Genomic DNA, 23,765 nt, shown 5'->3' with positions numbered 1-23,765 from the left:
AATTACTAAAAATAAATCAAAAAAAAGGCCAGACAAGAGTCCGACCTTTTAAGCATAAACCTATTCTTACATGTAATCTCGAACCAGTACTTCTGCTATTTGAACACTGTTCAAAGCTGCACCTTTTCTGACATTGTCAGACACGACCCACATATTTAAACCATTTGGATGAGAGATATCATTTCTTACTCGACCAACAAACGTTTCGTCCTGACCGCTAGCGTCACCAACTTGAGTTGGGAAGTCTTCTGAGTTCTCTAGCAACTTAACGCCAGGGGCATCGGCTAATAATCGTTTAGCATCTTCTGCATCCAAAGGTGAATGAGTCTCTAAATGGATGGCTTCGCCATGGCCAAAGAATACCGGTACGCGTACAGCAGTAGCGTTGACCAAAATAGAATCATCACCCATTATTTTTTGCGTTTCCCAAACCATTTTCATTTCTTCTTTGGTGTAGTCATTGTCCATGAACACATCAATTTGTGGGATAACATTAAAGGCAATTTGGCGGCTAAAGGCTTTAGGAGTGATTTCTCTGCCACTCAACAAGTCTGTAGTTTGTTTAGCCAACTCTTCCATTGCAGATTTACCTGCGCCAGAAACAGACTGATACGTTGATACGTTTATACGCGCAATGCCAACTGCATCTTGAATCGGCTTTAAAGCCACCATCATTTGGATAGTTGAGCAATTAGGGTTAGCAATGATATTACGATTTCTAAAATCGGCTAAAGCGTGAGGGTTAACCTCAGGCACGACTAATGGAATATCAGGTTCGTAACGATAATGTGAGGTGTTGTCGATAACGACACAACCCGCTTCTGCCGCTTTCGGTGCGAAAATTTCAGACACACTGCCACCAGCAGAGAAAAAGCCCAGTTGAACGCTAGACCAATCGAAGGTATCTGCATCTAATACGGTAATCTCTTTGCCCTTGAAGGTCACTTTACCACCCGCAGAGCGACTGCTCGCCAATGGATACAATTTATTAACCGGAAATCCTCGTTGTTCAAGAATTTCAATCATGTGTTGACCAACTAAACCAGTTGCCCCTAAAACAGCAACATCAAAAGCGCGAGACATTAGTGCATTACTCCAAAAAATATAATCAAATTAAGCTAATACTGAATAAACAATTAGCCTACTCTCCAATGGTATTAAAACCAAGGCCGTAGAGTGCCTCGGAAATGTCTAAATTTCCAGTTTTTAAGGTAACTGATGCAAATTCTCTTCTTATAGCATAGTGCTTTCGGCTATAAACGAAGTCTGCAGCAGATTTCACCCCTTGTTTGAACGAATCACTATCCATTTTAACATCATAAGTACTCAAAATGGCGGCACTGATTTGTCCGATTTTGCTTTTATCAGATAAGTGTTTAATTTCGATGGTTTTAGCAGCGGGCAAACAGCTTTCAAAATTCAATTTTTGTGGCAAATCAAATCGCTGACACAACTGCTCATACAACATATAGGTCCCTCTTGCCTTACCTTCAAGGGTATGGCCTGCAATATGGGCGGTAGCAATTCGACTGTGGGGAACCAAGTCAAAATCAATCCCCGGTTCATTTTCCCATACATCCATATTCAGATGCAGTGCCTTACCTTGTTGTAACAGGCTTTTTGCGGCTTGATTATCAATGACTTCACCACGACAGGCGTTGATTAATAATTGACTGTCTTGCAGGTTAGATAACCTTTCAAGATCAAACATGTGGTGGGTAGCATCTTCACCCTCAGCAACAAAAGGCACGTGTAAACTAATAATATCACACTGACAGATATCGTCGAAGGCGTAAAAACGTCTTGTGTCACCGGCTTTTTGTAATGGCGGATCACATAATTTGGTTTTTATGCCCAAAACCTGTAAACGTTTATCGAGTTGAGTACCAACATGACCTGCCCCCACAATTCCAACGGTTGCATCTGCTAAATCAGTCAAGCAGTCTGCATACTCATTGACTAAACAACTCAACACATATTCTGCCACCGCAATTGCATTGCAGCCTGCAGCGCTGCCCCAAGGAATAGATTTTGCCGCTAACATAGGTTTATCAATGTGATCAGAACCAGCAGTTGCAGTGGCAACGTATTTTAACTTTTGTGCTTTGCTAAGTAATTGATCGGTTACTTTGGTTGTTGAGCGCACCAATAAAACGTCGATATCCGTAAGATCATCAGGTGTTAATGTTTGACTAGAGAATGATCTAATATCACCAAGAGGTGAGAAAAAGTGCTCAGCATAGGGCATCGAGTCTTCGTATAAAATTTTCATATTTGTTATTATTCCGAGGGTTTAGGAAAAATCTGTGAACAAATAAAAGCCAAGGAACACATGCCCTGCTCTGTTAATTGGGGCAATCCCCCCGCCAGCGCTGACGTATACCCGAGTAAAATAATGGTTTAGTTAAGAGTACATGCCATAAAGCTGATCCGGCGCAGTTTACCCTGTTGCGAGGCTAAAATCACCCCACCGAGAGCAAACGGGTATTGGGCTATAAAAGGATGCCTGTCCACGAAAAGGTTATTGAAGGTGGCTGTCCATGTAGATGCAGGATAACAGGGTACACTGACATCACCGCCTAATTTGTTACTGGCGACAGTTAATTAGGCTGAAAAATTGCGTGGGTTATATCATTTGTGAAAATAAAACTGCCTGTATGCATGCATTTATCTTTTGTTCCCGTTAATCTAGGGAATCAAACCATCCCAATCAAAGAGATTTCTCCATGAAATATGCTTTAGTACTTGGTATCTTGCTGATATCAACCACCTCAGCGTTGGCAAATAACGTACAAGATTCCGAACATGCTAAAAAATCCTTGGAGATTTATCGCACAATCGTCGGCATTCCCACTGTTGCGGGCAAAGGAAATGTGCCGAAAATGGCAGCTTATTTAGCTGATGAATTTAAACAGGTTGGCTTTAGGGAAGACGATACTCAGATTATTCCTAGCGGGGAAACTGCGTCATTAATTGTGCGTTATCCAACTAATGGTTTAAGCCAAAAAAAGCCTATTTTGTTATTGGGCCATATGGATGTGGTTTCGGCCTTGGCAAAAGATTGGGAACGCCCACCCTTTGAATTGACCCAAGATGATAAGAACTTTTATGGACGTGGTAGCATTGATAATAAGTATGGCATTGCCATGCTCTCATCAACGTTTATTCGTTTAAAAAAACAGGGATTTGTACCTAATCGAGCGCTCTACCTAGTTTTTTCAGGTGATGAAGAAACCGGTATGGTCACCACTCGTATGTTAGCCAATGAACGTCCAGAATTGGCAACTGCAGAGTTTGCGTTAAATTCAGATGCTGGAGGCGGTAGTTTGGATGCAAATGGCAACGCACTAACTTACAAAGTACAAGCTGCAGAAAAAACCTATGTGAGTTTTGAACTGACGTTGCGTAATAAAGGCGGTCATAGTTCTCGTCCACGTCCCGACAACGCCATTTATGAGCTCTCAACGGCTTTATTGAAAATAAGAGACTATCACTTCCCGGTAAGGTGGACAGATATGACCCGCAACTTTTTTCGTATTACAGGGAAACAACTAGGCGGTGAATTAGGTGGGGTAATGTTAGCATTCGCTGAAAACCCTACTGATAAACAAGCATCTGATCGCTTAGAGTTAGAGTCGTCTTACGTGGGGACAACCCGCACCACTTGCGTCACCACCATGTTACAAGCAGGCCATGCTGAAAATGCCCTACCCCAATCCGCAACGGCCACAGTGAATTGTCGCATTTTCCCTGGAGTCACTGTTGCAGAGGTTAAACAAAGCTTGCAAACCGTCGTTGATAACGATGAAATTGAATTTGTCACTTTGGGCACGCCAATTGAAAGCCCCGTATCCGAATTACGGGAAGACGTGATGTCGGCCATTGCTAAAGCCGTACACGTACGGTATCCCAACCTAGATATTATCCCTTACATGGAATCCGGTGGCACCGATGGTATGCACTTTCGTAAGGCTGGGATCCCAACATGGGCGATATCCAGTGCCTTTATGGACCCAAATGAGATGTTTGCCCATGGCTTGAATGAGCGGCTTCCCATTAAGGCGTTTTACGATGGCTTGGATCATTGGAGCATTATTATTAAGGAGTTAGCTGGAAAATAGTCTATAAACACAAACCCCATTAAGTATTTACGTTAATTAATCAAAAAAGATAGGAAAAGTTATGAAGTTTATTGTTTTAGCCGTGGTTATTGCATTAGCAGTATTCTACTTCAATAGAAATTCAAATAATAGAAAGTTAGCCGTTGAAAACACCGCAACAGCCAAGGCATTTTTAAGCAAAAACAAAGCCACCGAAGGTGTGGTGGAAACGGCTTCTGGCTTGCAATACCAAGTATTACAAAAAGGCGACGGTGAAGCCCACCCAACGCCTACCTCTACGGTAAAGGTTCACTATCATGGTACGTTAATCGATGGCACTGTGTTTGACAGTTCGGTAGACAGAGGGCAGCCTATTAGTTTTCCTTTGAATCAAGTCATTGCTGGTTGGACAGAAGGCGTTCAGCTCATGGTAGTGGGTGACAAATTTAAATTTTTTATACCCGCTGATTTAGCCTACGGCGACAATGCCACGGGAAGCATCACCCCAGGTTCTTTGCTTATTTTCGAGGTTGAGCTTTTAGACATTCAATAAACTTTGTTCGCCGATAACATCAGTATCGATGTTAATAAAAAAGGTTTTTCAGTAATTGAAAAACCTTTTTTTAGCCATGTGAAAACCTTCTAAACTATTGGTCGTAGCCTGGATTAATACGATCTAATTTACGCAATATACCTGGCCAAGCTAAAGCGCCACCAGCAGAGCGAGTCACCTGTTTCGCTTGGGCTTTGATACCACTTAATATGGGATCTGGAATTTTAATCATGGGCTGTCCCGTTGCTTGGGCTTGCAATTGGATTTCGCATGAACGTTGCAACATGAACATTCCCAAAAAAGTATCCGCAATTGACTCTCCACAAGTAAGTAATCCATGGTTGCGCAAAATCATAAAACTGTTATCGCCTAAATCTTCTACTAAACGACTTTTTTCATCAGGATTGAGTGCCACTCCTTCATAGTCATGGTAGGCCATTGAAGATAAGGGAAACAATGACTGTTGGCTGTAGGCCTGTAACCCGTCTTTTAAAGTCGATATCGCGACGCCAGCTGTGGTGTGTAAATGCAACACACACAAGGCATCTTCTCTTGCTTCATGCACGGCACTGTGAATAGTAAACCCCGCTGGGTTAATATTGAATTCGCTATCCATTACAATATTGCCTTGCAAGTCCACTTTGACTAAGTTGGATGCTGTCACTTCTTCAAATAATAAACCATAGGGATTAATTAAAAAGTGATGCTCAGGTCCAGGTACCCGAGCGGAGATATGGGTAAACACTAAATCGTCCCATCCATAATGGGCGATAATCCGATAACAGGCGGCTAAATCCACACGCATTTGCCATTCCTGTTCACTTACTCTTTGTTTAACACTAGCGACCATATTTATTACTCCGAAATTACAATTTAATAACATTTGGCCACTGTAAGGCATTTATTTGGGTTACACTGTCGCCAATTTGACAATCTTTATGGAATTGCCATGGATATTTCGGAAATAGAACATCTTTTCAAACACAATAATTGGCTGGATCAACTGCCTCTCCATGTTATTCAAGGGTTGATTGCGGTGAGTAAGTTAAAAGTCCTTAACAAAGGGCAAATTTTATATGCTAAAGGCGATAGTGCAGATGGTATGTACTGTATTTCAAAAGGCAAAATTCGGGTAAGTAATGTTAATTCGCAAGGCAAAGAAATGGTGCTGACATGGCTTGAAAATGGCATTTGGTTTGGGGAAATATCAATGTTTGATAATTTACCCAGAACCCATGACGCCCATGCTGATGAAAAATCTCATTTACTGATAGTGCCAAAACTCGCATTTCAAAAATTACTGCAAGATAACCCCCACTTTTATCCGTATTTTATGCGCATGTTGTGTCAGCGAATTAGAGTGACATTTAATTTAATCGATGAGACAGGTGGATTGTCATTATTAGGACAATTGGCTCGACGATTAATTTTGCTGGTGAACGGTCTTCATAACGCAGGTCAACACCAAAAAACCAAACAAATTGGCATATCACAAGAATCATTGGCCCATATGATCAACAGCTCACGACAAACAGTAAATAAGCTATTAAACCAATTAGGTCAGAAGAATATAATAAAAGTTGATTATGGAATGATAGAAATTATCAATATGCAGGAGTTAGAAGCTTTGTGTGAAATATAGTGAGCAAGGTAATACCTTGCCCACTAAAAAGCCCTTAAGCTTCGTATTTTTTCAACACTAATGTTGCGTTCGTTCCACCGAAACCAAAACTGTTTGACATGATAGTATTCAGTTTAGCTTCACGTGGTGAGGTCACGACATCTAGACCTTCAGCCGCTTCATCTAAATTATCAATATTAATGGATGGTGCAATGAAGTCATTTTCCATCATCAAAATACTGTAAATAGTTTCATTAACACCAGCAGCACCAAGTGCATGACCAGTCATAGACTTGGTTGAGCTGATTGCAGGACTCTTGCCACCAAACACTTCTTGAATGGCCGCCAATTCTTTAACATCACCTACCGGCGTAGAAGTACCGTGGGTATTAAGGTAATCAATGGGAGTATCTACGTCTTGCATCGCCATTTGCATGCAACGAACCGCGCCTTCACCAGAAGGAGCAACCATATCTACACCATCAGAAGTAGCACCGTAACCAACCACTTCGGCATAAATTTTAGCACCACGCGCTAAGGCATGTTCAAGTTCTTCAACCACGACCATACCGCCACCGCCAGAGCTAACAAAGCCATCACGATCAGCATCATAGGTACGTGAAGCCACTTCCGGATTATCATTGTACTTCGATGACAATGCACCCATAGCATCAAACTGCACAGATAATGTCCAGTGTAGTTCTTCACCGCCACCAGCAAATACAACATCTTGTTTGTTCAGCTGAATCAACTCTAGAGCGTTACCAATACAGTGGGCACTGGTAGCACAAGCTGAAGCAATTGAATAATTGATACCTTTAATTTTAAAGGGGGTTGCCAAACATGCAGAAACGGTACTGGCCATAGATTTGGTGACCATGTAAGGACCGACTCGTTTCACCCCTTTTTCACGCAAAATATCAGCAGCATCTACCTGACTTTTTGATGACGCACCACCAGAACCTGCAATAATACCAGTTCGAATGTTGGACACCTGATCTTCAGGTAAACCCGAGTCTTCAACAGCTTGTTGCATAGCAATGTATGCATAAGCCGCTGCGTCACCCATAAAGCGTAACTGTTTGCGATCGATATGTTCTTTAAAATCGATATCTACCTTTCCCCAGACCTGTGAACGCAAACCCATCTCCGCGAACTCATCTGAAAAGGTGATGCCTGAACGACCTTGTTGCAAGGAATCCAGAACTTCTTTCTGGTTATTCCCTATGCTAGAAACAATACCGATACCTGTTATGACTGCTCTTCTCATTTTTCACCTTTTTTACGATTTAATCGAAGAATTTTCCGCATATAATAATGATTTTACAGACTTAACTGGTCTGCTCTTATGCTAAATGAAATAATGCTTTTAGTAATGCTAGCATGGGAATTAATAAGTTTCCTAAAAATCACCATTTTTAATCAGAATAAACTTGAATCCGGTTATCTGTATGATTCAAATATAAATTAAGGACCCCCGTTGACTATTCAACCAGCCAAAATCGTTTACAACTCTGAAGGTACTCCCGTTGCAGAAGATTTCGACGATGTGTATTTCTCTAATCACAACGGGTTAGAGGAAAGTCGTTACGTTTTTATAAAAAATAATCAACTACCTGATGTATGGACAACACACCGTCAAAGAAATTTTGTGATTGCTGAAACGGGTTTTGGGACAGGTTTAAATTTTTTGGCTGTTTGGCAACTTTTTGACCAATTAAGTCAATCACCAAATGATGCAACCCCTGAGTGTTTGCATTTCATTAGTTGTGAAAAGTTTCCGATTCCCAAGGTCGACTTAATCACGGCCTTAAATAAATGGCCAGAATTAAATCACTACTCAGCACAGTTAACCAAAGACTATCCTGATTTAGTCGCTGGCTGCCATCGCCTGAGTTTTGATAGCGGAAAGGTGATACTTGATCTTTGGTTAGGTGAAGCTAATGAGGTTTTTTCGAGCATGCACAATCTTCCTCAAGGGCTTGTTGATGCTTGGTTTTTAGATGGTTTTGCACCGAGCAAAAATCCGCAAATGTGGAGCTCAGACCTTTACCAACAAATGGCTAGACTAAGCAAGCAAGGCGCTACTTTTGCAACCTTTACTGCTGCGGGCATAGTTAAACGAGGCATAGCTGAACAAGGTTTTGAGGTCAAAAAAGCCAAAGGGTATGGACGTAAAAGAGACATGTTAGTGGGTCACTTTAATCTCCCTGATGTCAATCGCCGAACTGCCCGCTACTTTCAACGTCACGGCATGCGAACCACAACAGCAAAACAGAAACAAACCATAGGCGTTATTGGAGGCGGCATCGCTGCTGCAAATATAGCCCTTTCTTTGGTCCAAAAAGGGTTTAACGTCACTTTAATGTGCAAAGACTCTAAAGTCGCACAAGGGGCGTCTGGCAATCCTCAAGGTGGTTTTTATCCACAACTTAATGCCGAAGCGAATATTGCGAGTCGAATTCAAGCAATATCCTTTGGTTTTGCTTGTCGCCGTTATAAGCAACTGCTTGAGCAAGGCTACCCATATGCACACCAGTGGTGTGGCGTACTGCAGTTGGGCTTTAACCCATCGGTGGTAAAACGTCAGCAAAACTTATTACATAACAATATTTGGCCAGAGTCTCTGGTTGGCTATAGTGACCCAGTAACATCCACGCGTATCTCTGGGTTAGATTTGCCCTACGAAGGACTATTTATCCCACAAGGAGGATGGTTAAACCCACCTGATTTGGTCGATGCAATGATTCGATGCGCTCAAGAGCAAGGGAATTGTGAACTATTGCTGGATGCTGAAGTGACGGGGCTCAGTAAATCTGGCGAACATTGGAGGGTAGAACTACCTGATAAATATGCCAGTCATACTAAACAGTTTGACGCTTTGGTAATTGCCACTGGGTCTGATATCAGCCAGTTTTCATACTGCAACGCAATCCCTTTTCAAATGGTAAGAGGCCAAGTTGAGGCTATCCCAACCCAAACTCCCTTGGATAAGTTGCAAACCGTGTTATGTCACAAGGGCTACATGACGCCTGCAATGAATGGATTTCATGCCCTGGGGTCGACTTACGTCAAACAAGATACCAATCAAGAGTATCGCAGCATAGAACAAAGCACTAATTTACAAATGCACAGAAAGGCATTAGCGAAAACCAGTTGGGCAGAGGATCTTTATGGACAAGAAACAGGGCGAGCGGCAATTCGCTGCTCGTTACCAGATCACATTCCAGCAGTTGGTGCAGCGTTTGATGCAGACGAGCAATCCCAACAATTCAAAGATTTATATAAAGCTTTACCCATTGAGCATTATGCAGATGCGCAGGACTTAGAGGGGTTGTATGTTTTTGCGGGTTTAGGCTCTAGAGGATTAACCACTGCCCCCCTACTATCTGAGTTGTTAGCATCGCAGATAAATAACGAGCCCTTACCTATGGCCAAACAACTTCTTGATGCCCTCAACCCAAATCGGTTTTTGATTAAAAACTTAATCCGCCGGATTTATACTTAAACTGATCCCTAAATTGCTAAAATCGTTAGGGGTTTAGGGATTATTCGCCAACTATGACGTATTCTGGTTGTAATGACTTAACCACAAAATTGGGGATCAAAATGGACGCGCTTGAAACTACTATTTTAGAGTCCATGGAAACCACTCTTGCATTAACTCGAACCCCTTTTTCATTGCGGATCAAAGTGCCAGATAAGATGTAGTCTAGGTTTAACTTGTTTGATAATTTACGCGCGTCACGGCTAAATACCAGATCGCCATTGGCACCAACGCCAATGTAATCGGTGGTTTTAAAGTCCACCACTTGCACCCCAAAGCCTTGCACCTCGACGATCAACATTTCAGCCAATTGATTTCCCAATACGCTCGTTTGCTTAAGGGTTTTATCGAAGTTAACAAAAGATGCCACTCCCACTTTACTTTGGGTGTTCAGTTGTCTGCCGTTTTTCACTAACGACATGGTCAACTGCTCAGCATAATCAGATAAGGATTTGTGCGTAAATGCAGGTTGATATAATGAATTTGGGGCACGATAAATGGCTATTGATTGCTGCTTGTTGCTACTGTCAGCATTGAGCATTTTTGCTCTAGAATCTGCACGATAACCAAGGCCAGTCTCTGGATTAGGTCCCTCTTCGACTTGCACAACAGGCGCCTCCACTGGTGGCTCAGGAGTGGAAAACCAATGAACCAACGCATTATCCGAGGAAGCACAACCACTGAGTACCACCAATATACAAGCAAAAAGAGCGTAAACCTTGAACATCCGATTCATGGCGCTATTCCCCTTGGGTCAGTTGCACACCATCAACCATATTGTGCTCACTGGGTAACAACGCATCCACCACATAAAACGGCATCAACATCTGTGCACTTGCCACTACAGCTTTACTTTCCAAACCTAGGATCCGCGCATTAACAATATAGCCACCTTGGTGCTTGGTCATAGTGCCAGTTAGAATATACTCGATTGGAGACTGCTCTGTTAACTCTAGAAAATCTCTGCTTAGTAAAAAGTCACCATGTTCAGTCACGCGAATATATTCAGTAGCTTTAAAATCAATCACCGGAATACGAAACTTATGCAATTCATGCATAAATGATTCAGTCAATTGAAATCCCAACAAGTTACTTCTTTGTAAGTCACTATCAACGAGAGCAAAATTAGTCACACCGACGGGCGTTTTATCGGTTATATATTCCATGTTGGAGATTAAATCTTGAGTCATGCTTTGCACATAATCGCCGACATGTTTAGTTACCATGCGCGCACTTGTTCCGCTGCCATTGCCGTATAACGCATCAGCACGTTCACTGCCGTATAAATCAGACTGGGAATGGGAAGTGGTTGACGATTGCTCAACATCAGCATTTTGAATCGCAGGATCGGCCACAATATTGACAACTTGCATTCGAGGTGTCATTTCTGTTTTCGTTTTATTATCTGGCTTTTCTGTGTCTGATTCACCAAATAAAGAGAAACTTGAGCAACCCGACATTAGCAAAGCGGCGGTGAATATTGATATTAGTTTAGTCACTTAAGACTCCTTCATTTAAGAACCCGTACGGTAGATCATGCCACCTCGCATGGTGACTTTTTCTCTTTGCCAAAACAGCTCTGCGGGAAAAAACTTTGTTGCCGATGCCACTACATCTTTACTTTCAACATGAATAATTCTCGCATTTACAATTGCCCCTTCTTGCTGCTCAGTAATAGTACCAGCAATATAAAAGTCTACATTTTGCAGTGGCGCTAATCGAGAAACGTCACGACTTAAGGCGTATTCTGCTTCTTTAGTTACTAATATATCGTTTGTAATCTTATAGTCTTGAGTAATAAATCCACGGCGACTAGCTTCTGTGACCATTCCTTCGGCTAATTGATGGCCTAAAAGCATTAATGGATGCTGATAAGTTTTATCAAATTGCAGGTTAGTCACAGGAACAAAACTTACTACCGCATAACGGTAATCACGATTTTTTGTCACTCCTGCAAATAGCTCATTGGCAAGTATCGAGGTGTGATACTCAATATTACCCAGTGCCGGTAAAGACTCTTCATATTGCATCTTTGGCTGGTTCTCAGAGTCAGACATTGACGAGCATGCCGTCAAACAGAAAACCAATGTTAACCATACACAACCATGCAATTTTTGTTTATTTAGAATTTTCACACGCTACTCTCTTGCTCTAGGAATTAGTGTTGTCTTGCATAAAACTCATCAACTTTAACAACGATGACTAACTAAATGAGTTCATCGTTTTTATCGGCATTACGTCTATTAGCAAACACACACTGATTAATAAATAGGTTCATCTAGTTAAGTGAACTGCATTTATTAAGCCATTCTTGCAAACATCCAGTGAATGCAAAGAAGCCGTTTAAGCCTGTAGGTTATTGGAATACGAGTGCAACAATAGAGAGGGAAAACGGCAATGAATCACCCTTTAGCGGCAAGCTTTTGACAGAAATGTAGTAAACGGCAGAATTGAAGTTTTAGATATTAGCAGCGAGAAGGTGGCTAACTCGACGGGTTTTTCACTAACGATTGCCACAACAGCAACACTTTTTGCTGATCTTCAGGCTCAAGTTCCTTTTGCGCAAACGCACTATCTAAATTTGCACACAAAAGCTTGTCTAAGGTTTCTATACTGGCTTGTTCACTGCTCAAAGCTTGACTTACTACCAATGAAAAATGCCCGTGTAAATAACCAGCAATGAACAGCTCGTCATCGGTACCATTATCCACCACTGCGTCTAATTGAGATTCGGCTTGTTGAATAAACGCTTCTAATTGCTGATGGGACACTAATAAAGATTCCTAATAGTTATGATAAATAATGTATTGGCTAAATTTCGGCTATGGGATACAAAACTTGATCCCGATAGCCGGTGATGACGGGAATTAGTCCAGACAATTGTGCGTCTAATTGCGCATCTCCAGAGTCGCTAATTAAAGGTCGCCCTTGCAACGACTGCAATTTAGATTTAGTTGCCACTATATTGATGTTCTCTCGGCCTATAGTGTTAACCACTTTAGGGCTGAGTTGCTGATTACCGCGACCAAAGATATGCCCTTGCCCGCCAATTAGGGTGATCACCAGTTTGCAGGGTTTGTTCTCAATGAAGGTCAAAATATCATTTTCAGTTGCGTCTTGATAGATCAATTGCTGATCAACCACAATATCTACGCCCAACAAAGTATTGTCCAACCCCAGTTCTTGCATAATTGCGCCAACGGTAGACCCTGATCCCATCACAAATACGGTTTCGGGGAAATCTTGCATTAATTCAATAACCTGAGCAGCAATGTCGGTTAACACTAATTCCTCAGACTCTTTGCCGCCCATTTTAACGGCTTGAACATAACGCAATTCAGTGGGTACACGCATTTCGCCATAGTAACGAGCGCTGACTTTACCTTGACGAAATTGCACCTCATCAATGTCTTTCACTTCAGCTTCGCTTAGACTTACAATTTCCCCTTGGATTAACATATTCACCACCCGTCCGGCAGATTTAGGAGTGATAGCGTACACACCAGAATGAATTTTACAGCCCGCCGGCACACCTAAAACAGCAACTTTATCAGCCACAATGTCGAATATGTTGCGCGCAGTACCGTCGCCTCCCGCAAAAAGGATTAAATCGACGTCAAAGTCTAATAAACATTCGGCTGCCTGTTGACTATCTGTGGCCTCCGTTTGCTGCTCCACAGGTGTATAAACAACTTGAGTTTTAAACCCCATTGAACGGCACAGGTCTTCCCCCATTTCTCCTGATGCGGTGAAAATCGTCAAGTTATCTTTATGGGGTAATAACTCTTCTAAGGCTAATTTGGTTTTCCCATTGGCTCGTTTTTCAGCCCCCATTGCCAACGCTTTTGCACGGATTTCGGGGCCATCACTGCCTTTTAAGGCTAAGGCTCCACCGATGCCAGCATAAGGATTTATAATCAAACCTAATTTAAACTGCCTCATGCCCTTAGTCTTACTCTAGGGGTTGAGCAATTGAGCGTATCATCACACAAAATTATGGATGTTAGAGAAACCTGATAGAACGAGCATAATGCCTTGATCATAATTAATGCTCTGGGGGGAAACCCATTTTGTTGATAATGTTCTAGCTGCAAACGCACTTTGTGTTGAAACGCAGCTCTGTCCGGCTGAACACCATTTAGGTTATCGGTGCTGACTTGAAAGGGAAAATTCGCAGCCATACTAAACGCCCATTCGATTGCTTGAGGTTTTACTTCCACCTGCTCAAATGCTAGTTGTTGCTCTTGATTGCGACCATCAGGACAATACCAGTAGCCATAATCCTCTAATAATCGCCTTTGTTTACCGGCAATGCACCAGTGCGCAATTTCATGTAATCCACTGGCAAAAAAACCATTGGCAAATACAACCTGATGATAGCTAGTGGTATGATCCTCTGGCAAATAAATGGGTTCACTTTCGCCTTTAATTAATCGAGTATTCTCACTTATTTGGAAACATTGATTAAAGATGTCAATTAGGTCGCGATAGTGATGCACAAATTATCCGAAACAGAGTTGCAATATAGAAACCCTATTGTAACCAATTGCAACTATGTAACTCAACCACCATCAGCGGTTGTATTCAGCTGATGTATTTAGTTATTGTTATAAAGGTTGGTTTAAGCCAAGCTAATACGAAGTTAATGTACTCAAAGGAAAGGAAATGCGTAGACTTGCAATGAAATTTTTCCCTTTAAGCAGCACAGTGGCAGTATTCTTTTCGTTGATTTTCAGTACCTGCGCTGTAGCCATCGATGTGGTAGCAACATCCACCCCACCAATCATTGACGGAGTTAACAACGAGCCTCAATGGCAAAAAGCGACGTGGTTACCCATAGACCAAGTCATACTCGGCGGCCCTTTAAGCAAACAAGATTTTCAAGGTCGTTATCGACTACTATGGAATGCGGATAAACTCTATTTGCAAGTTGAAATCGTAGATGATCGTTTGGTCGATTTTAATGCCGATCCTCTAGATAAATATTGGGATGACGATACGTTAGAAATATTTATTGATGAAGATGCATCTGGCGGCAATCACCAATATTCATATAACGCTTTCGCTTATCATATTGCACTAGACAACCAAGTTGTTGATATTACTCCAGAAGGTACCTTTGCACTGTTTAATGAACACATTGAAAGCCGCTGGAAAAGAGACATCAAGGGCCCTCATAAAATTATATGGGAAGCCGCGATTTCACTTTATAGTGATGACTTTGATTCTTCCAAAGCCAACGCCCCAAAGAGGCTAGTAAAGGGGAAAAAAATTGGCTTTATGTTGGCCTACTGCGACAATGATAACAGTAAAACCCGCGAGCATTTCATTGGCTCAAAAGAGATAAAAGCGGTGAATGGTGACAAAAATCGCGGTTGGATAGATGCCAGCGTGTTTGATACTTTAATTTTAGGTGAATGACAAAGTTATGAGTTTAATTCTGGATAATATTATCCAACACCTTCATCATGCCAATGAACTGCATGAACATACTCAAAAAGCCCAGCTTATACAGCCCTTGCGTGAATTGCAGCATTGGCAAACTAAGCGTCTTCTGGCTACCCATCAAGATTTATGGCAAAGCAAACGTTTTCGCCCGGCAATGGGCTTTTTCATTGACGAACTATATGGCCCACAGGATTTCAGTCAACGAGATCAGGAATTGGCCAGAGTCGTTCCGAAAATGGCCAAGATAATTCCTAAGCAGGCATTGGAGTCGTTAGAAGCAGCCCTGCGATTAAATAGTCTATCTTTGGCATTAGATATCGCCTTAACTGAAAACTTAGCCTCTGGCCCTGTTACCAGGAAAAGCTATGCTTTAGCCTATGTTCAATGTGATAACCAAGAGCAGCGCGAGGAACAAATCGTTTTGCTTGAAAGGTTAGGTGTGGATTTAGCAGATGTAGTAAAAATTAAAGGTATTTCAACCTTGTTAATGTTGTCACGCAAACCGGCCAAAATGGCTGGAGTTGAAAGTTTGCATAAATTTCTCGAGTCGGGGTTTAAATCATTTAAAAAGCTCGGCAATGTTGATGAGTTTATCCAGCCTATTATTACCCGAGAGCGAGCCTTAAAAAATGCATTGTTTGCCCAACAAGTGCCTAACCCTCTCCCCGAATTTGAGGCCTAATCATGTCGAATGAGTCGCTGATTAATCAAATTGATGCCCACGAAACGGCAAAACACCAAGTAACGAAGGAAGTGATCACGGATTACCATTATCTTCCTTGGCAATTACCACACCCCCACGTTATCAAGTGGGTAATCGCAGTCGAACAAATAGATCATTATAACCACGTCAATAACGTGGCTTATGTATCGCAATTAGAGCGGGTATCTTGGTCACACTCCATGTCTCTAGGGTTGGATATTGGCATATATCAACAACTAGATAGAGGAATGGCAATTAGTAAACACGTTATTGAATACCACGCAGCAGCAGTATTGGGCGATCATATACTCTGTGCTACCTGGGTTACGAAGTGCGATAGTAGATTAAAGTTGTCCCGTCAATTCCAGTTCATTCGAGAGTCTGATGGAGTCACTGTTTTGACCGCACAAACAGACTTCGTATGTATTGCATTATCATCGGGAAAACCTAAACGTATGCCCCCAGAATTCCGCGATACTTATGGCAAGGTATGTGTATCTAATGCTTAAATGTTGCGAAAGGTTTGCAGATCATGAGTAAATTCGGACTGAGTATTATTTTGTTATGCTTAGGGATCTCCATATCGTTAAACGTACTTTTTTGGTTTCAATTACAATCAGTGGTCACCACGGACCAAAGCAATAATGTCGGCCAGCAGCTAGCACAAGGTTCAGCTAACGAAAATAACGCAGGCTCTTTTCCTTTGTATAACGCCCAGCAGCGCACTGCAGAGCAATCAGAATTTGAGCTCAGCCCCCCGTCGGATGAAAGCAGTCAATATCAAAAGGCCATATATTGGATCAAACAACAACTGGCTGCTGGAGAACTCCCAGAGGCCAAAGAGGCAATACAAGCATACCTACGCAATCATCCACAAAATATTGATTACCTACTATTGGAAGGGCAATTAATCGCTAAAACTGCGCCCATAAGTGAAGTGTTAGCACATTATTATGGGTTATTGGATCTTCCTTTACAGACTGAAGAGAAAGCCAAAGTTTTAGCCCTGATTACTGAGCTGACTAATAGTAATATCGATAAACTCAAAACAATTCGCTCTTGGGATGTGCTGGCAACATTTCTTGAACCCTTGTGGCAATTCGATCCAACTCGACGTTCTATCATAGTGGCATTGGCTGAAGCCTATGCTTATCAAAACCAAGAATTTTTGATGGAAAATGTGTTGGCTTCACTACAACAAGGGGATCTAGATGCAGCACGGATAAGACAAATATTAGGGCAACAAACTTCTGTCATTAAAACATCAACTCCCATTCAAGAAAACGGCCCAATTGCGACTGATTATGAGCGTAATATTAAATTACGTGCTTTGGGTGATCATTATACAACGCCTGTGATGATTGGTAGAAGCACCCATGAATTGATGCTTGATACCGGTGCTACCACTACAGTATTAACAGCTGAAGCCTTCGATAGAATATCTAGGCGCACTAGCTGGGAATACGTGGGAACTTATAAAATCAATACCGCAGGTGGGCTGTTTGACGCGCCAGTTTATCAATTAAAACAGCTATTCTTTGCAGGTTTCCGTTTAGATAATGTAGCAATAGTGGTGTTACCTATGCCAGATTTTAGCTACGCAGATGGTTTACTCGGGATGAACATTCTTCGCCAATTCGACTTTAAAATAGATCAACAAAATGACACATTGCTTTTAAACAGAACAGGTTCTTAAGTTAACTAAAAAGTAATCTCGATATCCGGTTGGGCTTTTTGTATCTCAAAATTTGCTATCTTATTTTGAATTGCAAAATTTCGCAGTGTCAATGTGACCCCCTGCCCTTTCATATTACCACTGGATGGCTGAAAAGAGCATAAGCTCAACACCTCTTCAAAATCGTCTACTGGCCAGAAGTAACACTGTCTAAAACCAGTTAGTAACAATGCATGTCCTTGTTCGGTTTCAACAAAATGCGTTTTAGGCGTGACTTGCAGATAATCGAAGTAATCTTTTACCAATTCAGCGGTTTCACCTTTGTCTGTTAACTTATTCACAAAGGCACTCAATCTAACTTCATCATCCTTATCCTGAGTCATATCTTGTACTTGCTTAAAACTCATAGGTTCACCGTATTTAACAATTGCTTGCTCCACGGTTTTGTTATAAACCGGTAAAATGTCGAGATAACGACTAGCAATACGATAAGTAAGGGAAATCTGATGAACAAATCCAAGATCTTTGTCAAACAACAGGGAAAGGTTTTGTAGAAGCTCAGATTCTAAATAAGGCTGCTTAAAAACAATATCGACTTTATCACTGCGATTGCCACCCGAGATATATTGTACTTCACCATTTTTGTTGATTAGATTCAGGGTTTGACCTAAAACATTATCTCCGATTTTGACATCACGAATATCCATTTGTGAGCGCATATTGAGGTTTAAGCTGGCGTCAAAGCGAGTCAAACTAGACAGGTTTTTATCATCTTGAGCAAAGACATTGGGAACCAAAAATATACACGCTAAACAGATACTTCTAAGCATAATAAAACTTCACACTCTGGCTTGATTTAAAAATCAGTGATTTTAAATTCGTTAATAGAGTATATACCCAAGTGACGTGAAAATGCAGGTTTGTGTTTAGGTAAGTTAAGTTCGACGATTTGTCTGCGGGTTATCACTGAATATCAATCCCCTTTAATGTGACATTCTCTTAGCGCGGACACCTAAAAGGAACAATGCAGAGATCAAAGCTGTAACGGCAGAAAATAAGAAAGCTTGGTAAGAACCAACCCCTTGTTGCCACAAATAGCCAGATGCATAATTGCCGACGGCGCCACCGAAACCAAACGCGATGCTTATATACAATGCCTGTCCACGGCTTTGGTATGCCTGTCCAAAATAGTCATGGATAAATTTTATTGAAGCAGCATGATGCATCCCAAAACTAAATGCATGAATTATCTGACTTAAGATCAAAATCCACAAATATTCCGCAGCCACACCCAACACATACCAACGTATTGCAGTTAAGCCAATACTGATAAATAAAATCCATTTTAATCCAAAGATTTTAATTAATTTACCGGCCAACAGAAATATCACAATTTCCGCAGCAACGGCTAAAGCAAGTAACAAACCTGTAGTTTGGCCGCTGTAGCCCAAATCCCGTGTATATAGCGCAAAAAAGCCATAATAGGTTGCGAAACTAACCTGTAAAAAGATGGCACTGCACATAAACAATATAAACGGAGCAGTATTGGCTTTGCCCCAAATACTGCCTTCAGCTGTCTGGCTTTTAGCTTTACTGGGCCCTTCAGAAATGAATAAAGTAGCCAAAAATAAACCCAATAAAACCACAGCACTAACATAAATGGGGGCTTCAGAAGAACTAATATCAATGGCTTTACCAGTAATAATGGTCAAGATGATAAAACCCACACTCCCCCACAATCGAATGCGACTGTATCGGCTAGGGTCACTGGCAACACAATTCAGAGTTAATACTTCAAGCTGAGGCAATACCGCAGTCCAAAACATCATCATTAAAGCGAATCCTAAGGTTAGGCCCCAAAAACCATCAAGCCAGAATACCAAACAAAAGGTACTCACGGTGAGCAAGCTGCCGAGTCGTAATATCGCCAAGCCTTTGCCCGACTTGTCAGCCATGGACGCCCACAGGTTAGGCCCTAGGATACGAGTTATAGTTATCAGCGCAAACAACTCGCCAATCTGTTGTGAACTGAACCCTCGGCCATCCAAAAAAACACCTAAATATGGCACTAGCACCCCTAACTGCCCAAAGTAGAGCAGATAGGTAATGGCCAACAAGATTAAATTTACTTTTGAATTCGCTTGCCGAGAAGAAGCACTAGCTCCGAGCAAGGGTTTTACGCCTGCCCGGGTATAATAGGTGTGATTGAAGTAACATCAGCATTTTGACCACGATGGCGTAACAAGTGGTCCATCAAAACAATGGCCATCATTGCTTCAGCAATAGGAACCGCACGGATGCCAACGCAAGGATCATGACGTCCTCTGGTGATAATTTCTGCTGCCTCACCGTTGATATCCACTGAATCACCGGGGACGCTAATACTAGATGTCGGTTTCAGTGCCAAATGTACTATCACATCTTGTCCTGAAGATATGCCACCTAAAATCCCACCAGCACGATTAGATTTAAATCCATCAGGTGTGATTTCATCACGGTGTTCACTGCCTTTTTGTTCAACTACATCAAAGCCATCACCAACTTCAACGCCTTTAACCGCATTTATGCCCATCATCGCGGAAGCCAAATCCGCATCTAAACGGTCAAATATTGGCTCGCCTAATCCAACAGGCATATTTTTAGCGACAACTGAGACCTTAGCGCCAATAGAGTCCCCTTGTTTAATCAGGTCACGCATATAGGCATCAAGATCATCAAGCTTGGATGGATCAGGACAGAAAAATGCATTGGTATTGGTAACACTCTGGTCTACTTGTTCAATTTTTATTGGTCCTAACTGTGACAAGTAGCCATGAATTTCGATTCCATGCATTTGTTTCAAATACTTTTTGGCAATCCCACCTGCGGCAACACGAATAGCGGTTTCGCGGGCAGAAGAACGGCCACCACCTCGGTAATCACGTAAGCCGTACTTTTGCTGATAAGTGTAATCAGCATGTCCTGGCCGAAAAGTATCCTTAATTTTTGAGTAATCTTGACTGCGCTGATTCGTATTATTTATTAATAAACCAATACTTGTACCTGTCGTTTTACCTTCAAATACACCAGACAAAATTTGTACTTCGTCTCCTTCACGCCTAGCAGTGGTGTAGCGCGAAGTGCCTGGCTTGCGACGATCTAAATCGATTTGCAGATCTTCTTCGCTAATTTCCAAATTGGGAGGGCAACCGTCCACTACTCCACCAATGGCAATACCATGACTCTCACCAAATGTGGTCACAGTAAACAGCTTACCAAATGTATTTCCAGCCATATCTATTTCAATTCCTAAGGTTAACTATGTGTAGCCCAATAGGCTTTAAGAGTTGCTTGATTAATCACAAACACGCCACTTCCACCGTGTTCAAACTCAACCCATTGAATATCCAAATCTGGATATTTATGATCCATATGCACTTCGCTATTGCCCACTTCCACGAACAACCAGCCATCAGGATTTAAGTGTTCAACAGCTTGACGAAGTATGTGATCAACCAGATCTAAACCATCTTCTCCAGCAGCTAAACCAAGTTCAGGTTCATGCTGAAATTCATCAGGCAAATCGGCCATGTCTTCTGCATCCACGTAAGGCGGATTAGACACGATCAAATCGTACTTTTGGCCTTCCAGTGCCCCCATTAAATCTGACTTAATCGGAAACACCTGATCATGCATGCCATGTTCTTGGATGTTGATTTCTGCAACTTGTAAAGCATCATCACTGATATCAACGGCATCTACCTGAGCTTCCGTAAACTCGTAAGCCAAAGCAATAGCAATACACGCACTGCCTGTACATAAATCTAAAATGTGCTGAGGCTCAGTTTCTAACCATGACGAAAAGTGTTGGTTAATCAATTCAGCAAATGGAGAACGGGGTACTAACACCCTTTCATCAACATAAAATGGCAATCCGCAGAACCAAGCTTGATTCGTCAAATAGGCAACGGGGACTTTTTCGGTGATACGTCTTTTTACCAAGGCCAAAATTTGATTCTTTTCCACACTTGTCAGCGTAGATTGCAACAACATGCGAATATCATCTTCAGGCATATTTTGCGGTAAATGCAACACTTGCAGAGCAAGTGTTAATGCTTCGCTCCAAGCGTTATCCGTGCCATGACCAAAATATAAATTCCCTTGATTAAATTGGCTCATGGACCACCTCACCACGTCTAAAATGGAAGTCAGTTCAGTAGCGGTACTTTCCAAATCAATGGAGTCAATTGATGTCATATATAATGGTCTTATTTAAGATGTTTAGTGCCAGTCAGTATTTTGCTATGCTTCTGATAAAATTGCCTATCAAATTACGCATAAACCATAACAAAACATGAAAAAGCAGCCCAACAATCCATTTAAAAGGTTATCTATTGCTCCAGTTCAAACACCAGAGCCTGATGACCATTCACTATTTCGAGGTGAATTTAAAGATGTTGCGCCAATTAAGCAGGACAAAATAACGCCTCTGCGGCCTTCCAGCAAGAAAATTTCGCATTTACAGCATAAAAAACAGCAAGAAAACATAGAAACCAAGCAAGCGATCGCATCGTTTCATTTTTCCGATGGATTTGAAGCTTACTTTTCTGAACAAGGACCGCTGAAATATATCAAGCCTGGGAAGCCTAGTTATGAAGTGAAACGACTTCGACGGGGCGAATATCCGCCAGATTTAATTTTGGATTTACACGGACTGACTAAAGAAAATGCGAAATTGGAGATAGCAGCGCTAATTGTTGCGGCCAAGAAACAGAACGCCCATTGCGTTTGCATTGTTCATGGTCTTGGCTCGCTAGTTTTAAAAAACGCAGTACCAAACTGGTTAGTTCAGCATCCCGATGTTGAAGGGTTTCACCAAGCCCCTTTAGAATGGGGTGGCAAAAGCGCACTTTTAGTGCTGATAGAACAACCGGAATCATTTACTGATTTATTCTGATCCCTCAAAAGCCAGCTATTGAAAGCCTAGTCAAAACACTCAACTTTATAAGTCGTGACTAGTATTGTGTAAAAACAAGTAAGTGTAATAAGCGCAAATACCCACCACAACTGATAAGCCTAATAGAGAGCCCCAAACCACTGGATCTTTTAATAATAATGCAAACATGTCGTTTTCCTCATGTAAATGTAATTTGATTAATTAGTTTATGCAATGAGTATAAGATCGCGGGGTGAAAACGAACTGATCTGGATCAACAAATTTGCGCATAATTTCAACTCTTTTGTAAAACTGTCGGCAAAAAGCAACAAAATAACACTCAAACCCGTCTGTAAAAATACTAAACCACTGATTTAAATGGATTTTAAAACAATGGAATGAATTATGCGACACCTATAGTTCTAACGCTAAATACACATTTTTAAAGAACTAAATAGGTAATTTATCATGTATCACTCACATCAAAGTCAAGCAAGAACGCGACCTATCTACAATTACAGACACCCAGCGAAGTCAACTGCTGCAGTAGAAGTTGGCTCTGAAAACGAACGTATTAGCGTCATAGGATTAGGTTTGATGGGCAGTTTACTGAGTGTTTCTTTTGCTAATAATGATCATAAAGTGATTGCTGTCGATATGGACTCTCGTAAAGTAAATGGCATTAATCAAAACCACTCCCCTATTCAAGACGCAGAACTTGAAGCCGCGATTATCTCAGCCAGAAATAAACGCAACTTAGTGGCAACTAGCGATTTACACAACGCCATATTACAAACCGAGGTCACCCTAGTTTGTATCGGCAAGGTTGATCCACAAGAATCAACTGTGGCTAAAAATATAGAAACTGTGTGTCAACAAATTGGAGCTACCTTAGCAATTAAAGGTCACTACCATCTGGTGGTTATTCACAGCGATTTAAATTCAACCTGCAGTGAAAAACACTTAAAACCAATTTTAGAGAAATGGTCTAATAAACGTTGTGGGAAAGATTTCGGCCTATGTTACTTGCCATTACATGTGGCGCACAAAAGCCAATATTCGACGGCTAAATTGAGTGAAGGAATATTGCATGGTGCCCACGATAATAAAAGTGCTAATGCCGCCTCAAGGTTATTCTCAACCTTAGATATTGGTCTGAAGAACGTGGGAGTTGCAGCAAAGCTGAACACCAATTGATAAATT

Annotated in this window: 25 protein-coding genes; 10 read left to right on the top strand and 15 right to left on the bottom strand. The window is 41.6% G+C overall.

Going from position 1 to position 23,765, the window contains the following annotated elements:
* Nucleotides 1-66: 66 nt before the first annotated feature.
* Nucleotides 67-1,083 carry an aspartate-semialdehyde dehydrogenase gene (locus tag AB6T38_RS01465; protein WP_372545518.1) on the bottom strand — a complete coding sequence of 339 codons (1,017 nt, stop codon included), beginning with the start codon at nt 1,081-1,083 and terminating at the stop codon, nt 67-69.
* Between the two features lie 58 nt (nt 1,084-1,141).
* The gene (locus AB6T38_RS01460; RefSeq protein WP_372545516.1) at nt 1,142-2,272 is read right to left on the bottom strand and encodes a 4-phosphoerythronate dehydrogenase; all 1,131 of its coding nucleotides are present in this window, start codon (nt 2,270-2,272) and stop codon (nt 1,142-1,144) included.
* Between the two features lie 454 nt (nt 2,273-2,726).
* Between AB6T38_RS01460 and AB6T38_RS01455 the strand changes: the two genes are divergently transcribed.
* Both AB6T38_RS01455 and AB6T38_RS01450 read left to right on the top strand, forming a co-directional pair.
* Nucleotides 2,727-4,121: a M20/M25/M40 family metallo-hydrolase gene (locus tag AB6T38_RS01455; protein WP_372545515.1), complete on the top strand. Its 1,395-nt coding sequence runs from the start codon at nt 2,727-2,729 to the stop codon at nt 4,119-4,121.
* Between the two features lie 61 nt (nt 4,122-4,182).
* Nucleotides 4,183-4,653, top strand: coding sequence for an FKBP-type peptidyl-prolyl cis-trans isomerase (locus tag AB6T38_RS01450; protein ID WP_372545514.1), 471 nt, complete (start codon nt 4,183-4,185; stop codon nt 4,651-4,653).
* Between the two features lie 94 nt (nt 4,654-4,747).
* On the opposite strand, the gene AB6T38_RS01445 is transcribed toward AB6T38_RS01450, so the two are convergent.
* Nucleotides 4,748-5,503, bottom strand: coding sequence for a class II aldolase/adducin family protein (locus AB6T38_RS01445; RefSeq protein WP_372545513.1), 756 nt, complete (start codon nt 5,501-5,503; stop codon nt 4,748-4,750).
* Nucleotides 5,504-5,602: 99 nt separating this feature from the next.
* On the opposite strand from AB6T38_RS01445, the gene AB6T38_RS01440 reads away from it, so the two are divergent.
* Nucleotides 5,603-6,295 (top strand): Crp/Fnr family transcriptional regulator, encoded by a 693-nt coding sequence (locus tag AB6T38_RS01440; RefSeq protein WP_372545512.1) that lies wholly within the window; start codon nt 5,603-5,605, stop codon nt 6,293-6,295.
* A 34-nt stretch (nt 6,296-6,329) separates the two neighbouring features.
* Here AB6T38_RS01440 and fabB read toward each other — a convergent pair whose 3' ends face one another.
* Nucleotides 6,330-7,544 (bottom strand): beta-ketoacyl-ACP synthase I, encoded by a 1,215-nt coding sequence (gene fabB, locus AB6T38_RS01435; RefSeq protein ID WP_372545511.1) that lies wholly within the window; start codon nt 7,542-7,544, stop codon nt 6,330-6,332.
* A 210-nt stretch (nt 7,545-7,754) separates the two neighbouring features.
* Here fabB and mnmC point away from each other — a divergent pair, with 210 nt between their 5' ends.
* A complete protein-coding gene (gene mnmC, locus AB6T38_RS01430) occupies nt 7,755-9,782 on the top strand; it encodes a bifunctional tRNA (5-methylaminomethyl-2-thiouridine)(34)-methyltransferase MnmD/FAD-dependent 5-carboxymethylaminomethyl-2-thiouridine(34) oxidoreductase MnmC (RefSeq protein WP_372545510.1) in 2,028 nt (675 codons plus the stop codon).
* A 40-nt stretch (nt 9,783-9,822) separates the two neighbouring features.
* On the opposite strand, the gene AB6T38_RS01425 is transcribed toward mnmC, so the two are convergent.
* From AB6T38_RS01425 to AB6T38_RS01400, 6 genes are all read right to left on the bottom strand, one after another.
* Nucleotides 9,823-10,557, bottom strand: coding sequence for a FlgO family outer membrane protein (locus AB6T38_RS01425; protein WP_372545509.1), 735 nt, complete (start codon nt 10,555-10,557; stop codon nt 9,823-9,825).
* Nucleotides 10,558-10,561: 4 nt separating this feature from the next.
* Nucleotides 10,562-11,320 carry a FlgO family outer membrane protein gene (locus AB6T38_RS01420; protein ID WP_372545508.1) on the bottom strand — a complete coding sequence of 253 codons (759 nt, stop codon included), beginning with the start codon at nt 11,318-11,320 and terminating at the stop codon, nt 10,562-10,564.
* 15 nt (nt 11,321-11,335) lie between these two features.
* A complete protein-coding gene (locus tag AB6T38_RS01415) occupies nt 11,336-11,878 on the bottom strand; it encodes a FlgO family outer membrane protein (RefSeq protein WP_372545507.1) in 543 nt (180 codons plus the stop codon).
* 426 nt (nt 11,879-12,304) lie between these two features.
* Nucleotides 12,305-12,592 carry a YfcL family protein gene (locus AB6T38_RS01410; protein ID WP_372545506.1) on the bottom strand — a complete coding sequence of 96 codons (288 nt, stop codon included), beginning with the start codon at nt 12,590-12,592 and terminating at the stop codon, nt 12,305-12,307.
* A gap of 40 nt (nt 12,593-12,632) precedes the next feature.
* Nucleotides 12,633-13,763, bottom strand: a complete 1,131-nt coding sequence (locus AB6T38_RS01405) for an ATP-NAD kinase family protein (RefSeq protein ID WP_372545505.1) — start codon at nt 13,761-13,763, stop codon at nt 12,633-12,635.
* The gene (locus AB6T38_RS01400; RefSeq protein ID WP_372545504.1) at nt 13,760-14,320 is read right to left on the bottom strand and encodes an elongation factor P hydroxylase; all 561 of its coding nucleotides are present in this window, start codon (nt 14,318-14,320) and stop codon (nt 13,760-13,762) included. The genes AB6T38_RS01405 and AB6T38_RS01400 overlap by 4 nt, the downstream gene beginning before the upstream one ends.
* 166 nt (nt 14,321-14,486) lie before the next feature.
* On the opposite strand from AB6T38_RS01400, the gene AB6T38_RS01395 reads away from it, so the two are divergent.
* Genes AB6T38_RS01395 through AB6T38_RS01380 form a run of 4 tightly spaced genes read left to right on the top strand, consistent with a single transcriptional unit; the run spans nt 14,487 to nt 17,668 of the window.
* On the top strand, nt 14,487-15,242 hold the full coding sequence (locus AB6T38_RS01395; RefSeq protein ID WP_372545503.1) for a sugar-binding protein: 756 nt from the start codon (nt 14,487-14,489) through the stop codon (nt 15,240-15,242).
* A 7-nt stretch (nt 15,243-15,249) separates the two neighbouring features.
* Entirely contained in the window at nt 15,250-15,951 is a 702-nt protein-coding gene (locus AB6T38_RS01390; RefSeq protein ID WP_372545502.1) for a hypothetical protein, read from the top strand.
* Between the two features lie 2 nt (nt 15,952-15,953).
* Entirely contained in the window at nt 15,954-16,481 is a 528-nt protein-coding gene (locus AB6T38_RS01385) for an acyl-CoA thioesterase (protein ID WP_372545501.1), read from the top strand.
* Nucleotides 16,482-16,504: 23 nt separating this feature from the next.
* Entirely contained in the window at nt 16,505-17,668 is a 1,164-nt protein-coding gene (locus AB6T38_RS01380) for a TIGR02281 family clan AA aspartic protease (RefSeq protein WP_372545500.1), read from the top strand.
* 5 nt (nt 17,669-17,673) lie between these two features.
* Here AB6T38_RS01380 and AB6T38_RS01375 read toward each other — a convergent pair whose 3' ends face one another.
* The 4 genes from AB6T38_RS01375 to prmB form a co-directional block, all read right to left on the bottom strand.
* Entirely contained in the window at nt 17,674-18,477 is an 804-nt protein-coding gene (locus AB6T38_RS01375) for a hypothetical protein (RefSeq protein WP_372545499.1), read from the bottom strand.
* Between the two features lie 153 nt (nt 18,478-18,630).
* On the bottom strand, nt 18,631-19,764 hold the full coding sequence (locus AB6T38_RS01370; RefSeq protein ID WP_372546032.1) for an MFS transporter: 1,134 nt from the start codon (nt 19,762-19,764) through the stop codon (nt 18,631-18,633).
* Nucleotides 19,765-19,823: 59 nt separating this feature from the next.
* The gene (aroC, locus tag AB6T38_RS01365) at nt 19,824-20,921 is read right to left on the bottom strand and encodes a chorismate synthase (RefSeq protein ID WP_372545497.1); all 1,098 of its coding nucleotides are present in this window, start codon (nt 20,919-20,921) and stop codon (nt 19,824-19,826) included.
* A gap of 20 nt (nt 20,922-20,941) precedes the next feature.
* Nucleotides 20,942-21,883: a 50S ribosomal protein L3 N(5)-glutamine methyltransferase gene (gene prmB / locus AB6T38_RS01360; protein ID WP_372545495.1), complete on the bottom strand. Its 942-nt coding sequence runs from the start codon at nt 21,881-21,883 to the stop codon at nt 20,942-20,944.
* 97 nt (nt 21,884-21,980) lie between these two features.
* On the opposite strand from prmB, the gene smrB reads away from it, so the two are divergent.
* Nucleotides 21,981-22,583 (top strand): endonuclease SmrB, encoded by a 603-nt coding sequence (gene smrB / locus AB6T38_RS01355; RefSeq protein WP_372545494.1) that lies wholly within the window; start codon nt 21,981-21,983, stop codon nt 22,581-22,583.
* A gap of 45 nt (nt 22,584-22,628) precedes the next feature.
* On the opposite strand, the gene AB6T38_RS01350 is transcribed toward smrB, so the two are convergent.
* Nucleotides 22,629-22,751: a hypothetical protein gene (locus tag AB6T38_RS01350; RefSeq protein WP_372545493.1), complete on the bottom strand. Its 123-nt coding sequence runs from the start codon at nt 22,749-22,751 to the stop codon at nt 22,629-22,631.
* Nucleotides 22,752-23,030: 279 nt separating this feature from the next.
* Here AB6T38_RS01350 and AB6T38_RS01345 point away from each other — a divergent pair, with 279 nt between their 5' ends.
* Nucleotides 23,031-23,759, top strand: a complete 729-nt coding sequence (locus AB6T38_RS01345; protein ID WP_372545491.1) for an NAD(P)-binding domain-containing protein — start codon at nt 23,031-23,033, stop codon at nt 23,757-23,759.
* Nucleotides 23,760-23,765 lie beyond the last annotated feature (6 nt).

It is taken from the genome of Aliiglaciecola sp. SL4 (assembly GCF_041538045.1).
Lineage (GTDB): Bacteria > Pseudomonadota > Gammaproteobacteria > Enterobacterales > Alteromonadaceae > Aliiglaciecola.
The sequence above is the reverse complement of the archived record's forward strand: the minus strand, read 5'-3'. Positions and strand labels throughout refer to the sequence as shown.

Coding starts and splice junctions, on each gene's coding strand:
- AB6T38_RS01465 (WP_372545518.1), bottom strand. CDS start 1,083: ATGTCTCGCGCTTTTGATGTTGCTGTTTTAGGGGCAACTGGTTTAGTT.
- AB6T38_RS01460 (WP_372545516.1), bottom strand. CDS start 2,272: ATGAAAATTTTATACGAAGACTCGATGCCCTATGCTGAGCACTTTTTC.
- AB6T38_RS01455 (WP_372545515.1), top strand. CDS start 2,727: ATGAAATATGCTTTAGTACTTGGTATCTTGCTGATATCAACCACCTCA.
- AB6T38_RS01450 (WP_372545514.1), top strand. CDS start 4,183: ATGAAGTTTATTGTTTTAGCCGTGGTTATTGCATTAGCAGTATTCTAC.
- AB6T38_RS01445 (WP_372545513.1), bottom strand. CDS start 5,503: ATGGTCGCTAGTGTTAAACAAAGAGTAAGTGAACAGGAATGGCAAATG.
- AB6T38_RS01440 (WP_372545512.1), top strand. CDS start 5,603: ATGGATATTTCGGAAATAGAACATCTTTTCAAACACAATAATTGGCTG.
- fabB (WP_372545511.1), bottom strand. CDS start 7,544: ATGAGAAGAGCAGTCATAACAGGTATCGGTATTGTTTCTAGCATAGGG.
- AB6T38_RS01425 (WP_372545509.1), bottom strand. CDS start 10,557: ATGAATCGGATGTTCAAGGTTTACGCTCTTTTTGCTTGTATATTGGTG.
- AB6T38_RS01415 (WP_372545507.1), bottom strand. CDS start 11,878: ATGTCTGACTCTGAGAACCAGCCAAAGATGCAATATGAAGAGTCTTTA.
- AB6T38_RS01405 (WP_372545505.1), bottom strand. CDS start 13,763: ATGAGGCAGTTTAAATTAGGTTTGATTATAAATCCTTATGCTGGCATC.
- AB6T38_RS01395 (WP_372545503.1), top strand. CDS start 14,487: ATGCGTAGACTTGCAATGAAATTTTTCCCTTTAAGCAGCACAGTGGCA.
- AB6T38_RS01390 (WP_372545502.1), top strand. CDS start 15,250: ATGAGTTTAATTCTGGATAATATTATCCAACACCTTCATCATGCCAAT.
- AB6T38_RS01385 (WP_372545501.1), top strand. CDS start 15,954: ATGTCGAATGAGTCGCTGATTAATCAAATTGATGCCCACGAAACGGCA.
- AB6T38_RS01380 (WP_372545500.1), top strand. CDS start 16,505: ATGAGTAAATTCGGACTGAGTATTATTTTGTTATGCTTAGGGATCTCC.
- AB6T38_RS01375 (WP_372545499.1), bottom strand. CDS start 18,477: ATGCTTAGAAGTATCTGTTTAGCGTGTATATTTTTGGTTCCCAATGTC.
- aroC (WP_372545497.1), bottom strand. CDS start 20,921: ATGGCTGGAAATACATTTGGTAAGCTGTTTACTGTGACCACATTTGGT.
- prmB (WP_372545495.1), bottom strand. CDS start 21,883: ATGACATCAATTGACTCCATTGATTTGGAAAGTACCGCTACTGAACTG.
- smrB (WP_372545494.1), top strand. CDS start 21,981: ATGAAAAAGCAGCCCAACAATCCATTTAAAAGGTTATCTATTGCTCCA.
- AB6T38_RS01350 (WP_372545493.1), bottom strand. CDS start 22,751: ATGTTTGCATTATTATTAAAAGATCCAGTGGTTTGGGGCTCTCTATTA.
- AB6T38_RS01345 (WP_372545491.1), top strand. CDS start 23,031: ATGTATCACTCACATCAAAGTCAAGCAAGAACGCGACCTATCTACAAT.